Origin of the sequence: Vulcanococcus sp. (genome assembly GCF_044369115.1) — a bacterium.
In the GTDB taxonomy this organism is placed as follows: Bacteria; Cyanobacteriota; Cyanobacteriia; order PCC-6307; family Cyanobiaceae; genus Vulcanococcus.
Genome location: NZ_JBIPMN010000060.1, coordinates 1 through 13,019 on the forward strand (window position 1 = coordinate 1; position 13,019 = coordinate 13,019).

12 protein-coding genes are annotated in these 13,019 nt (G+C 65.2%); 7 read left to right on the forward strand and 5 right to left on the reverse strand.

From position 1 onward, the window contains the following. Window positions 1–73 precede the first annotated feature (73 nt). The 3 genes from rpsJ to ACIQ2E_RS06290 all read left to right on the forward strand — a co-directional run bounded on the left by rpsJ (window position 74) and on the right by ACIQ2E_RS06290 (window position 2,193). Window positions 74–394, forward strand: a complete 321-nt coding sequence (rpsJ, locus tag ACIQ2E_RS06280; protein WP_006910513.1) for a 30S ribosomal protein S10 — start codon at window positions 74–76, stop codon at window positions 392–394. A 127-nt stretch (window positions 395–521) separates the two neighbouring features. Continuing rightward, the gene (locus tag ACIQ2E_RS06285; protein WP_398327743.1) at window positions 522–1,196 is read left to right on the forward strand and encodes an LON peptidase substrate-binding domain-containing protein; all 675 of its coding nucleotides are present in this window, start codon (window positions 522–524) and stop codon (window positions 1,194–1,196) included. A 7-nt stretch (window positions 1,197–1,203) separates the two neighbouring features. Beyond that, window positions 1,204–2,193 carry a methyltransferase domain-containing protein gene (locus ACIQ2E_RS06290; RefSeq protein ID WP_398327746.1) on the forward strand — a complete coding sequence of 330 codons (990 nt, stop codon included), beginning with the start codon at window positions 1,204–1,206 and terminating at the stop codon, window positions 2,191–2,193. On the opposite strand, the gene pheA is transcribed toward ACIQ2E_RS06290, so the two are convergent. After that, on the reverse strand, window positions 2,190–3,023 hold the full coding sequence (gene pheA, locus ACIQ2E_RS06295; protein ID WP_398327769.1) for a prephenate dehydratase: 834 nt from the start codon (window positions 3,021–3,023) through the stop codon (window positions 2,190–2,192). The genes ACIQ2E_RS06290 and pheA overlap by 4 nt on opposite strands. A gap of 53 nt (window positions 3,024–3,076) precedes the next feature. Here pheA and ACIQ2E_RS06300 point away from each other — a divergent pair, with 53 nt between their 5' ends. After that, window positions 3,077–3,598 (forward strand): DUF1997 domain-containing protein, encoded by a 522-nt coding sequence (locus ACIQ2E_RS06300; RefSeq protein ID WP_398327749.1) that lies wholly within the window; start codon window positions 3,077–3,079, stop codon window positions 3,596–3,598. Here the strand turns inward: ACIQ2E_RS06300 and ACIQ2E_RS06305 are convergent. From ACIQ2E_RS06305 to ACIQ2E_RS06315, 3 genes are all read right to left on the reverse strand, one after another. Beyond that, the gene (locus ACIQ2E_RS06305; protein WP_398327752.1) at window positions 3,595–4,185 is read right to left on the reverse strand and encodes a ribonuclease HII; all 591 of its coding nucleotides are present in this window, start codon (window positions 4,183–4,185) and stop codon (window positions 3,595–3,597) included. The genes ACIQ2E_RS06300 and ACIQ2E_RS06305 overlap by 4 nt on opposite strands. Next, window positions 4,186–6,243, reverse strand: a complete 2,058-nt coding sequence (locus ACIQ2E_RS06310; RefSeq protein WP_398327755.1) for an Rne/Rng family ribonuclease — start codon at window positions 6,241–6,243, stop codon at window positions 4,186–4,188. Between the two features lie 377 nt (window positions 6,244–6,620). After that, window positions 6,621–9,314 carry a TIGR03960 family B12-binding radical SAM protein gene (locus ACIQ2E_RS06315; RefSeq protein WP_398327758.1) on the reverse strand — a complete coding sequence of 898 codons (2,694 nt, stop codon included), beginning with the start codon at window positions 9,312–9,314 and terminating at the stop codon, window positions 6,621–6,623. A 125-nt stretch (window positions 9,315–9,439) separates the two neighbouring features. On the opposite strand from ACIQ2E_RS06315, the gene ACIQ2E_RS06320 reads away from it, so the two are divergent. Genes ACIQ2E_RS06320 through ACIQ2E_RS06330 form a run of 3 tightly spaced genes read left to right on the forward strand, consistent with a single transcriptional unit; the run spans window position 9,440 to window position 11,891 of the window. Then, window positions 9,440–10,690: an LL-diaminopimelate aminotransferase gene (locus ACIQ2E_RS06320; protein ID WP_398327760.1), complete on the forward strand. Its 1,251-nt coding sequence runs from the start codon at window positions 9,440–9,442 to the stop codon at window positions 10,688–10,690. Between the two features lie 44 nt (window positions 10,691–10,734). Then, on the forward strand, window positions 10,735–11,082 hold the full coding sequence (gene clpS / locus ACIQ2E_RS06325) for an ATP-dependent Clp protease adapter ClpS (protein WP_296444880.1): 348 nt from the start codon (window positions 10,735–10,737) through the stop codon (window positions 11,080–11,082). After that, window positions 11,082–11,891: a type II CAAX prenyl endopeptidase Rce1 family protein gene (locus ACIQ2E_RS06330; RefSeq protein ID WP_398327764.1), complete on the forward strand. Its 810-nt coding sequence runs from the start codon at window positions 11,082–11,084 to the stop codon at window positions 11,889–11,891. Before clpS ends, ACIQ2E_RS06330 begins: the two co-directional genes overlap by 1 nt. Here ACIQ2E_RS06330 and ACIQ2E_RS06335 read toward each other — a convergent pair. Then, the coding region (locus ACIQ2E_RS06335; protein ID WP_398327767.1) for a B12-binding domain-containing radical SAM protein at window positions 11,892–13,019 on the reverse strand (1,128 nt) is incomplete at its 5' end. It lies immediately after the preceding gene.

Sequence of the window (13,019 nt, forward strand, 5' to 3'; positions counted from 1 at the left end):
AATCCAGCTTCCATTTCCCAGCTCTCTCGTCTTCGACGAGCGCTGGTCCTTGCTGACCTCTCCCGCCTGATCCATGTCCACCGCTATCGCTCAGCAGAAGATCCGCATCCGCCTGAAGGCGTTTGATCGCCGCATGCTTGATCTCTCCTGCGAAAAAATTATCGAAACGGCCGACCACACCGCTGCTACAGCGATCGGCCCGATCCCCCTGCCCACCAAGCGCAAGATCTATTGCGTTCTGCGCTCTCCCCACGTGGACAAGGACTCCCGCGAGCACTTCGAGACCCGCACCCACCGTCGCATCATCGATATCTACAGCCCTTCTGCCAAAACCATCGATGCCCTGATGAAGCTGGATCTGCCCAGTGGTGTGGACATCGAGGTGAAGCTCTGAACCCCTGACTCTCAGAGGGACAGCCCATGGCCCGCCGCAAGGTGGGCCTTTTTGCTGGCCACCACCGCAGAGCCGCGGCCCTCAACAGCACTGCCTAGGATTCGACTTCCCTTGAACTGCCTGCCACGTGACGCAACTGGCCGTGCGCGAGCTGCCACTGTTCCCGTTGCCCGACGTGGTGCTGTTCCCTCAGGAAGTGCTGCCGCTTCACATCTTCGAGCCGCGCTACCGGATGATGCTGCGCACAGTGCTCGAAACCGACCGTCGCTTTGGTGTGGTGCGCTGGGATCCCCAGGAAGGGCGCATGGCCGATGTGGGCTGCTGCGCCGAAATCCTCCAGTGCCAGACCCAGGCAGATGATCGCAGCAATATCGTGACCCTTGGCCAACAGCGCTTCCGTGTGCTGGAGGTGGTGCGCGAAGCCCCCTTCAAGGTGGGCCTGGTGAGCTGGATTGAAGACGAACATCCCCAAAGCCACGACCGCTTGAGCGAACTCTCCAGCGACGTGGAGCAAGCACTCAAGGATGTAGTGGAGCTCACCGGCAAGCTGATGGGCAAACCCACCACCTTGCCCACCGATCTACCGGATCTGCCCCGGGAGCTCTCCTTCTGGATCGGCTCCCATCTGGGCGGTCCTGTGGCCGATCAGCAGCAGACCCTGCTCGAAATCACCGACACCGAAGAGCGCCTGCGCCAGGAATTCGAACTGCTGGATGAAACCCGCCGGCAGCTCGCAGCCCGCACCGTGCTGCAAGACACCTTCCGGGATCTCAAAGACTCCGGCGCCGACGAGGATCGCTGAACCGCTGATGCCGATCCTTGCTGTTCTCACTCCCTTCGCGGGAGGGCTGATGTTGATTGTGGCCGTGCTGGCGGCTCTGCTTCTGGTTGGTCTGTTGGTGTGGAGCTGGCGCGACCGCGCCTTCACGAGCACCGCCAGCGTGGCTGAGGCCTACGACCGCTGGACCGACGATCAACTGCTGGAGCGGCTCTGGGGCGAGCACGTGCATCTGGGCCATTACGGGCAGCCGCCGCGCCGCCGTGATTTCCGCAGCGCTAAAGAGGATTTTGTGCACGAGCTGGTGCGCTGGAGCGGCCTCGACCAGCTCCCGCCGGGCAGCACCGTCCTCGATGTGGGCTGCGGCATTGGCGGCAGTGCACGCATCCTGGCCCGCGATTACGGCCTCAACGTGCTCGGCATCAGCATCAGCCCGGGCCAGATCCAACGGGCGCAGGCACTCACCCCGGCTGGCCTCAGCTGCCGCTTCGCCGTGATGGATGCCTTAGCCCTGGGGCTGCCCGATCAGAGCTTTGACGCGGTTTGGAGCGTGGAGGCCGGCCCCCACATGCCCGACAAGCAGCGCTACGCCAATGAACTGCTGCGGGTGCTCAAACCCGGCGGACTGCTGGCCGTGGCCGATTGGAACCGCCGCGACCCAACTGTTCAACCGCTCAATCGGCTCGAGCGGTGGGTGATGCACCAACTGCTGGTGCAGTGGGCTCACCCTGAATTCGCCAGCATCCCGGGCTTCCGCCGCAACCTCGAGCAAAGCCCCTGGGGCGAGGGCCAGAATCACACCCAGCTCCAGGTTGATACAGGCGATTGGAGCCGCGAAACACTCCCCTCCTGGATTGATTCGATCCTGGAAGGGCTAAGGCGGCCAGCAGCGGTGTTGGGCTTAGGCCCCCGTGCCGTGTTGATGGGCCTGCGCGAAACCCCCACGCTGCTGCTGATGCACTGGGGATTTGCCACCGGCATGATGCAGTTCGGCGTGTTCCGAACCCGCAAGCCCGCTTAAGCCGATTCAAGTTGGGTGATCGGGTAAGCCCCAAACACAGCAAGGTGCTCACATAACGGACGCAGCTCCTCCAGGGCCTGCTGCAGCGGGCCCTCGCCCTGGGGAAGCTCGAGATCCACAAAGAAGATGTATTCGCCCATCTCCCGTTTGGAAGGGCGTGATTCGATCCGCGTCATGTTGAGACCGCGGTGGGCAAAGCAAGCCAGCGCTTCCAGCAAAGCTCCTGGGCGGTTGGCGTGCAGCGAGAAGGCCAGGCTGGCCATGGGGCCCGCCAAGGTGCGCTCCCCCTGGCGCAGCAACAAAAAGCGGGTGCAGTTGCCCGCCACATCGTTGATCGGGTAGGCCAGCACCTCGAGGCCGTGTTCCTCCGCCGCCTGCAGTGAGGCGATGGCAGCGCGGAAGCGGCTGCCTGCCACCATCCGGGCCGCATCGGCGGTGGAGCTGGTGGGCAGTTGCAGAGCTGCGGGCAACTGGTCACCCAGCCACTGGCTGCATTGCGCGAGTGCCTGGGGGTGGGAGAGCACCTCGCTCACCCCCTGCAGCGGACCAGACCCCAGCAACGCGTGGCGGATCGGCAGCACCAGGGCCCGAGCCACCCGCAACTCAGGGTGCTCCCAGAGCGCATCCATGCAGGCGGTGACCCCACCTTCCACGGAGTTCTCCACCGGTACCACCGCCGCCTCACAATGGCCCTCGGCCACGGCCTTCACCACCGCTCGGATGCCCACCTGGGGCATGAACTGCGGAGCCTCAATCCCTTCAAGCGCACACAGCCGGATCGCCGCCTGCTCCCCGTAGGTGCCAACAGGACCAAGAAATGCGATGCGCATACAGGCGTTGCGGGCCGTGCTGGATAGGATCATGACGCGCCGGCCGACGAGCCATGACTCTGGCCTTCAGCGCCAGCCAAGCCTTGAAGCTGTCGGTGCCCCAGAAGGCCGAGCTCCTGCCCGACTACCTCAACGATGAGGAGCGGGTGATTGGCGCACTGCTCGATCCCCAGCAGCTGGAGAGCCTCGGCAACGACCGCTACCGCTACACCGTGACCCGGCTGCAGGTGTTCCAACTGCAGATTCAACCGGTGGTGGAGCTGGTAGCCCGCCGCAGCCATCACCGCATCGATCTCGAAGCGATCGATTGCCAGCTGGAGGGCCTTGGCATTGTCGACGACTTTCAACTGACCCTCGAATCGTGGCTTGAGGCAAGCAACGAGGGGCTCAACGGCGAAGCGTGTTTGGCGGTGAGCGTGAGCCAGCCGAGCCTGCTGCGCTTGATTCCAGTGAAGATGCTCGAAGCCACCGGCCGCTCCCTGCTGGCGGGCATCCTGCTGGGGATCAAAACCAGGGTGCAACAGCAGCTGCTCCAGGATTTCGAGGCCTGGTGCCTGGCGCCTGCCGGCCGTTAAGCCACGAGCACCTTGCCCAGAAACGAGCGCCGATGCAGTGGGGTGGGGCCCGCCTCCAGAACGGCAGCACGATGCAACGCGGTGCCATAACCAGCGTGGCGCTCGAGGCCATAGGCCGGATAACGCTGCGCCAACCGCGTGATCAGGGCATCGCGGGCCTGCTTAGCCAGCACGCTGGCTGCGGCAATCTCCAAATGCTTGCTGTCGCCGCGCACCACCGTTTGCTGCGGACCCTGCCAGAGCCGCAGAGGCAACACACCATCCACCAGCAGCAGATCTGGCGGTGCCCCATTGAGACGCTGCAAGGCACGCAACATGGCCCGCTCGGTGGCGGCGCGAATCCCCACCTGATCAATCTCCCGCGCTGAAGCCTGGCCCAGGGCCCAGCTGCAGGCGTGCTGCTGGATGAGTGGAACCAACTGAGCGCGGCGACGGGCCGTGAGCTTCTTGCTGTCAGTGAGTCCGGCAGCGGCAAGGCTGGCCCGGGATTGATCAGGCAGCATCACCGCCCCCGCAAACACCGGGCCGAACCAACAGCCGCGGCCAACTTCATCAACGCCGGCGATACGCTGCGGCAAAGAAACCACTCACTCGGTTGCCGACGAGCGGCGGCGGCGCCGCCGGGGTTCAGAAGAGTCCTCATCGGCTTCAGCGGGAGCAGCGGCAGCGGCTTGCTCGGGCTCCACCACGGGCAACACGGCAATGGCAGTGGTGGTGGAGGGGGTGCTGACTGGAGCATCGCTGCGCCGTCGGCTGCGAACGCGGCGGCCATTGGCGGGCTCAGGCTCCGCCGTTGCCGCCACCAACTCAAGACCGCTATCGGGGAGCACCGGAACAGCGGGGAATGCCGGGAAGGTTTCCACCGGGAGCGGGGTGATTTCCACGGTGACGGGCAGGCCCTCACTCGGTGTGGGGGCGTCAGCCGTTGAAGCAGCTCCTGGGCCGCCAGAACCGTTGGTGCTGGCACCACCACGTCCGCGGCGGCGGCGGCGGGGGCCTGCTGCAGCCAGCTGCTGGCGGGCTTCCTCGAGCACCGCTTCGGCATCCTCTCCAGGACGCACCACCCGCACCACCAGGTTGTCGGCAGCGGGAACCGGATCCAGCAACAGCGCCGGATTCAGGCCCAACCAGCCGTACACAAGCTCCTGCTCGGAGTCCATCGGGACTGCCACCAATTCAGGCTCCGGACGGCGGGAGCCGGGCTCCGCCGCTGCTGTGGCGGCCTCATGGGAGCTGCCGGCCGTGGTGGTGGTGTCGTCGTAGCTGCTGAGTTCAGGTGCATCGCTGCCGCCACGGCCACCGCGACCTCCGCGGCGGCGGCGGCCACCACCGGCTTCAGCGCCCGCGGGGCTGAAGACTTCGGCCCGGGCGGAGGCAGCGGAGCGCACAAGGCCTGGAGCAGCGGCCAGGGGTTGAAGGCTGTCCTTACCGGGCAGCACGGCCACATGACCCAGGCCACCACAGCTGGGGCAGGCTCGGCCGAACAATTCGTAGATATTTTGGCCCTGGCGCTTGCGGGTGAGTTCCACCAAGCCCAGCTCACTGATCTGAGCGATCTGCGGGCGTGCTGAATCAGGCCGGATCGCGGCTGTGAAGTGCTCCAGCAGCTGCAACTGATCGCGGCGCGACTCCATATCGATGAAGTCGATGATGATCACGCCGCCGATGTTGCGCAGCTTCAGCTGACGGGCGATCTCCGTGGCGGCCTCGTAGTTGGTCCACAGCACCGTTTCACGCGCATTGGCGGAACGGGTGAAGGAGCCCGAGTTCACATCGATCACCGTGAGCGCCTCGGTGGGCTCGATGATCACGTAGCCACCGGAGGGCAGTTCCACCCGCGGCTTGAGGGCATCGCGGATGGCGGCGTTCACCTTGTACGCCTCAAGGATCTCGCCGGAGTCGAGGTGCTGCTCCACCTGCACCTGGTTTTGATCAGTCCCGAGGAAGGCATTCACCCGGCCCACCCCATCGGCGCTATCGAGCACGATCCGCGCCACATCCGGGCTGTAGTGATCGCGCAGGATGCGATGAATGAAGTCTTCGTCGCGGTTGAGCAGCACCGGCGGCAAAGCGGTCTCGGCGGCGGTCTGAATCGCCTCCCACTGGCGCAGCAGGGCTTCGAGATCATCGATGAGCAACTCCTCGCTCACCCCTTCGGCTTCGGTGCGGATCAACAGACCCGCGCCGGGGGGCTTAATCAACACACCCAGAGCACGCAGGCGGTTGCGTTCACTTTCCGCGTTGATCCGCCGGGAGATGTTCACCCCCTGGCCGTGGGGCTGAAGGATCAGAAAGCGACCCGGCAGGGCCAGGTTGCCCGTGAGGCGAGGGCCCTTGGTGCCGGTGGGCTCCTTCATCACCTGCACCAGCACCTTCTGGCGTGGCTCGAGCAGCTCGGTGATGCCCAACGTTCCTTTCTTAAGGCGCAGCGGCCCTAGATCGGTGACATGAATGAAACCGTTCTTCTCTCCTTCGCCGATATTGACAAAGGCGGCATCGATACCCGGCAACACATTTTCAACAGTGCCGAGATACACATCGCCGATTTGGTAGCGGCCCTGGGCCACCACCAGTTCATCCACACGGTCATCGGTGAGCACTGCGGCGATGCGCAGCTGCTCGGCGATGACGATCTGCTGAGGCATGGAAGGTCAGGAGAGGACCTGCAGAAGGCAGGCCGTAATGGGTAGCAGAGGGAGGCGCTCAGCGCCGGACCGACAGGTTCTGAAACCCTCCATGCATCGCCGATGCAAGAGGAGAAACAGGGCGGCGGTGCTTGAAAAATTCAGTGAAAACGCCGGGTGAAACAACGGCGGCAGGCTTACAGCCTTCGTGAGAGTGGGCCGAAGCCCGTTGCTTGCGAGATCCAGATCTGAATGGAACCCGTCTTACGGCGCCGCATCGGGCAGCTTTCAGGAAGAGAGGTTCGTGAAAACTGATGCGGACCCTGATGCCTGAGCTGAGCTAGATCGCTGAGCCTGCTTCAGGTTGTACCGATGGACAGACGCTAGCACGGGTGTTTTCAAGCCTTTGGGCTCTGCCGAAGCTGCAGGGATTCGCGGCGCAGGCTCACCATCTCCAGCTCCGCATCGAGCTGTTGCGAGAACCATTGCTGCAGCTGCTCCGGCCGCAGGCTGCGGCCCGCGGAATCCACAAGGGCCCCATAGCAAAGCTCCACCGCTGCCGGCATCCCCTCAAGACCTTCCACCGAAAGGTTCTGCAGGAAAGGTCTGCAATCGCGCTGCCGCGGCCGACCTTTTTTATCGGTGTCGTGCCACATCCACGAGGAGCTGTTCAGCAGCTGCGCCGCTGCCGCCTGCCAAGCCGCCAGCGGCAGCACAGTGCTTTGAGCACAGGTGCCTCCAGGCCGAAGTTGCAGCTGCCAGCGAGCAGCCACCAACTCCTGCGACAGGCTGGCGGCGGACACCGCCACCGGCTCCACCTGCAGCAAAGTGAAGCCAGAGGGCAACTGGGCCTGAAGCCGCTGCAAGGCCTCAGCCGGATCGATCTGCTGGGTGAATTCAAGATCCATCCATTCGCCATCCGCCTCCGCGCCCAGGGGCAACGCCAGGGCGAACTGCACCCGCGGCAGGGGATGGAAACCACCGGTGAAGCTCACCGGCAAACCGCTGCGGCGCAGGGCCCGCTCCATCAGCCGCACCAGATCCAGGTGGCTGAGCAGCGCCAGTGAGCCGGTTTTGCTGAAGCCGAACCGCAGCCGCGCCAACCGATCACTGGCTGGAGCCCGCTGGGGCCGCTGCTCCGGAATCGCGGGAGGCGACACCACCACGTTGTGGCCCAGCTCGGGGCCGCAGACCCCACAGCTGCTGCAGCCCTCAAAGGAGCAGTCGGGCACCACGGCCGCCGCCAGGGCCTGACGCAGATCGTCAGCCAGCCAGCCCTTATCCACGCCCGAATCGATGTGATCCCAGGGCAGGGGCTGGTCGCAGAACACGGCCAGATCATCGGGATCCATGCCCTCGACCGCACTCCACTCACCCAGCTCCAGCTCCCGGTAGCGACCGCCAAGGCCGGCCGCTTCGATCGCTGAAGTCCAGGCCTCGTAGGTGCGATCGGCCGCTTCGAACCAGGCATCGAGGCCCGCTCCAGCCCGCCACGCGGCTTCGATCACCGGGGCCAGGCGGCGATCGCCGCGGCCCACGAAGTCCTCCATCGCGGAAAGGCGCACATCGGTGTAGTTGGTTTTGATACCGCGCATCCGCCGCAGGGCATCGCGCAGCAGTTGCTGACGCCGCTGGAATTCCGCTGTGCTCACGCTGTGCCACTGGAAGGGCGTGTGTGGTTTCGGCGTGAAGTTGCTGATCGTGAGGTTCAGCTCCAGTCGCCCCAGATCGCGGCACTGCTGTTGCAATTGCCAGCAGGTTTCGGCGATGCCCAGCACATCGGCATCGGTTTCCCCCGGCAGACCGATCATGAAATAGAGCTTGATCTTGCGGTAACCGCTCTCCATGGCGGTGCGGATGCCGCGCAGCAGCTCAGCATCGGTGAGGCCCTTGTTCACGATGTCGCGCAGGCGCTGGGTACCGGCCTCCGGCGCAAAGGTGAGGCCCGCCTTGCGGGTGCCGCCAAGGATGTGGGCGATGTTCTCGTCGAAGCGATCCACCCGCTGGCTGGGCAGGGTGAGGCTCACGTTCTTGTCGGCCAGGCGATTGCGCAGCTCCACCCCCACCGCCGGCAAGGCGAGGTAATCGGAACAACTGAGGGAAAGCAGGGAGAAATCGGAGTAACCGGTGCGCTCCATGCCAGTTTCGATCGCCTCGATCACCGCCTCGGGTTCCACATCGCGGGCGGGGCGGGTGAGCATGCCGGGCTGGCAGAAGCGGCAACCGCGGGTGCAGCCGCGGCGGATCTCCACCGTGAGCCGGTCGTGCACCGTTTCGATATGGGGCACGAGGCCCATGGCGTAGTGGGGCATCGGCGTGGCGGTGCGCCGCAGCACCCGCGCCGGGATGCCCTGCACCTGTGGCACCTGCGTGATGCCATCAGGGCCAGGGCCGTAGAGCGAGGGCACATACACCCCGGGCACCTGAGCCAGATCGATCAGCAGCTCCCGGCGCGAGAGGCCTGCCGCCTTGGCTTCGGCCACCACAAGCCCGATCTCGGGCAGCACCTCCTCGCCATCGCCGAGCACCACAAAATCGAAGAAGGCCGCGAACGGCTCGGGGTTACTGGTGGCGGTGGGACCACCGGCAAAAATCAACGGTGGCGCCGCCGGAGCGGCCAGGGGCAGATCACCGCGATCAGCAGCGCGGATCGGAATCTGCGCCAGCTCCAGCATCGAGAGGATGTTGGTGGCGCCGAGCTCATAGCTGAGCGAGAAGCCGAGGATGTCGAAGGCGGGAAGAGGCCGGCGGCTCTCCACCGCGAAGAGCGCCTCACCTCGCTCGCGCAACCGCTGCGCCAGATCCGGCCCGGGCAGATAGCTGCGGTCGCACAGCTGACCGGGAACGCTGTTGAGGATCGAATAGAGAATGATGTGGCCCGTGTTGCTCGAACCCACCTCGTAGATCTCGGGGTAGGTGAGCGCCCAGCGCACGCCGGCGGCCGGCCAGGCCTGATCCCAGTCGCGCGGCTGCACCCCCAGCTCATTACCGAGGTACCGACCGGGCTTGGCGATGGTGCGGTCCACCAGGGCCACAAAATCCACGGGCGCATTCCCAGGCGCACCGACCGGCTGAACTGGAGCAACGGTCACGGCGGCGAGGGCAGCGCTGAATTGATCGTATGCAGCAGCGCAATCGGGCTGATCTCTCCAGCCGACATCGGCCGCATAGGACAATCGCGCCCAGTAACCATGGGCCCGCCCGGCCCGCACGCGACATGGCCCAGGTCAACGGCAATTACCTCAAGCTCAAGGCGGGTTATCTGTTCCCCGAGATCGCCCGGCGGGTGAAGGCTTTTAGCGAAGCCAACCCCAGCGCGCCGATCATCCGCCTGGGCATTGGCGATGTGACTGAACCACTGCCCGGCGCCTGCCGCAGTGCGATGAAGGCCGCCATCGATGAGATGGGCACCCGCGAAGGCTTCCACGGCTACGGCCCGGAGCAGGGCTACCTCTGGCTGCGCGAAGCGATCGCCCAACACGACTTCCAGGCCCGCGGTTGCCAGATCTCCGCCGAAGAAATCTTCGTGTCAGACGGCTCGAAGTGCGACAGCGCCAACATCCTCGACATCCTGGGCGAGGGCAACCGCATCGCTGTCACCGACCCGGTGTACCCGGTGTATGTGGACAGCAACGTGATGGCGGGCCGCACCGGCGATGCCGATGGCGCCGGCCAATACGGCGGGCTCACCTACCTGCCGATCAAAGCCGAGAACGGCTTCACCGCCCAGATCCCCAGCGAGAAGGTGGATCTGATCTACCTCTGTTTCCCCAACAACCCCACCGGTGCGGTGGCCACCAAGGAGCAGCTCAAGGCCTGGGTGGACTACGCCCGCGCCAATGGAGCCCTGATCCTGTTCGATGCCGCCTATGAGGCGTTCATTCAGGACCCCTCGCTACCCCACTCGATCTATGAGATCGAAGGGGCGCGCGAGTGTGCGATCGAATTCCGCTCCTTCTCCAAAAACGCCGGCTTCACCGGCACCCGCTGCGCCCTCACCGTGGTGCCGCGCGGGCTGATGGGCACCGCCGCCAATGGCGAAGCGGTGGAGCTGTGGGGCCTATGGAACCGCCGCCAGTGCACCAAGTTCAACGGCGTGAGCTACATCGTGCAGCGCGGCGCCGAAGCGGTGTATTCCCCTGAAGGCCAGGCCCAGGTGAAGGCCCTGATCGGCTTTTACATGGAGAACGCCGCGATCATTCGCCGCGAGCTGAGCGCCGCCGGGCTGCAGGTGTACGGCGGCGAGCAAGCCCCCTATGTGTGGATCAAAACCCCCGCGGGCGTGGATTCCTGGGGCTTCTTCGATCTGCTGCTCAACCAGGCCAACGTGGTGGGCACCCCCGGCAGCGGCTTCGGCGCCGCCGGCGAGGGCTATTTCCGCCTCTCGGCCTTCAACAGCCGCGAGAACGTGCTCGAAGCGATGCGCCGTATCCAAGCCGCGCTGGCCCCGGCGGCCGCTGCGGCCTGATCTGCTGCCTAAAGTCCGCTGTCGTGATGCCGGAGCTGGACAGGATGCCTCGATCCACCCCCTGCAGAGCTGCTCTCACCGCCACCCAATCGCCGGGCCGTGAGAGCGGTGGCGCTGCCGTGATGGAAAAGGCGCCGGAGCGGGTGCGCAAGCCCTCGCCCCGCTACAAGGTGCTGCTCCACAACGATCCGGTGAACACCATGGAATACGTGGTGGGCACCCTGCGCCAGGTGGTGCCCTCCCTGAGTGAGCAGGATGCCATCGCCGTGATGCTCGAGGCCCACAACACCGGCGTGGGCCTTGTGATCGTGTGCGACATCGAGCCGGCGGAGTTCTACAGCGAAACCCTCAAAGCCAAGGGCCTCACCAGCACGATCGAGCCGGAGAGCTGATGCCGCGCCTGAACTGGTGGGGCACCGTGCTTTATCCAGCTGCGCTGGTGGCCTTGTTTTTGGGTGGTCAACTGCTGCTGAAGGCACTGGGTGTACCCGGCGCTGTGCAAGCGAGCCTGGCGGCACTACCAGCCGTGGCAGCTCTGTTGATCAGCCTTCCCGTTCGTGTGCGGCGCTGCTGGGCTGAAGCCAGGCCCTGGCAGCGGCTGGGCGTCCTCGGCAGCAAGGCAGCCGTGGCTAAGGCTTTGCTACGAGGCCTGCTCAAGGCAATCGCCTTACTGGCCCTGGTGATCGTCGCCCTGGCCGTCAGCGGCCAACTGAGCTGGATGCCCCGGATCAACGCCGGCCTGCTGCTCAACGCCTTGGCCCTTGGGCTTGGAGTGGGCTTCGCCGAAGAACTGCTGTTCCGCGGCTGGCTGTTTGGGGAGCTCAGCCTGCTGCTGGGGCCGCAACGAGGCCTGTGGCTGCAGGCAGCCCTGTTCAGCCTGGTGCACACCCGCTTCAACCTGCCCCCCATCCAACTGGTCGGCCTGCTCGTGGGCCTTCTGCTGCTCGGCCTGGCGCTGGGCCTCCAGCGCCGGGCTGATGGAGGCCTGCTCTGGGGAGCCATCGGCCTGCATGGCGGGCTTGTGGCGGGTTGGTTTGTGCTGCATCAGGGGCTCGTCACGATCAACCCCTCTGCGCCGGCCTGGCTGATGGGCCCAAACAACCCCATTGGAGGGGTGGTGGGGTGCCTGGGGTTGGTGCTGTTGTTGCTGGTGCGGCGACGTTGGTGGGCGGTGCCATCCAGCCCAGCGCGGCCTTGCTGATCAGCGGGTCGCCGTAGCCAAGGCGCCGCGCCCCTCCACCGGCGCATGCAACGCCTCCTCAAGAGGAGCCAAGCCATAGTCGCGTTCCAGCAAATCCATCACCGTGCGACCGAAATCAGCGGGGTTGCGCTCAAAAGCCTCCAAGCAGATGCGGCCGAAGGTGCTGCCCATCGGTTCGGGGTTCCACAGCAGCTGGCGAGCCGTCCAGGGAAGCATGCTCATCGGGTTGTAGCCGGGCTTGATCAGGCCTTGATCGAAGCCGTACTGCTCCAGGTGCGTGTGGGGCTGCAGGCCGATGAAGAAGATCGCCGGCTCAACCTTGTCGGCTCCGAAGATGCGCTCAAGCTCGCGGTGATAAGCCACGGTCTGACGGATCGTCTCTGGGCGCTCGTCGATCACGTTGAACGAGTAGTTCACTGACACGTGCTCTCGGAATCCCGCCCGCGCCAACAGGCGGCAGTTCTCCAGCACGGTGCGCAGGTTGTAGCCCATGCGCATCTTGCGAACGAGTTCCTGGGAGCCGGAGGTGATGCCGATCTCGAAGTAATCCATACCGGTGGCCACCATCAGCTCCGCCAACTCGGCATCGAGGTTGTCGGCGCGGATGTAGGCGGCCCAGCGGATGTCGTTCCAGCCCTGGACCTGCACCGCACGCAGCAGTTCCTTGGCGTCGTCGATATAGCGGCGCGCCGGGATGAACTGGGCATCGGTGAACCAGAAGCCGCGCACCCCTTTGGCGTAGAGCTGGCGCATCTCCGCGATCACCTCCTCCACGGGGTTCACGCGCACCGCCTTGCCTTCCACCACGGTGTAAACGCAGTAGCAGCAGTTGTGGGGGCAGCCGCGCTTGGTCTGCACGCCCACGTAGAAGTCGCCACCATCGAGATACCAATCGAGCTGCGGCCAGATCGAAGCGATGTAGGCGTAATCGCAGGCGGTTTTGTCCATGCCAGCCGGCTGCTCATGGATCAACCCGGGCCGAGGCGCCTCGCCGGCGATGAAGCAGCGCTCACCCTCAAGGGATTCCCCGCGGATCAGCTTCTCCAGGAGAGGCTCACCTTCCCCCACCGACACCACGGTGCCGCGCGGCAACTTGCGGCCCAACTGCTCGTAAAACACGCTCACCGC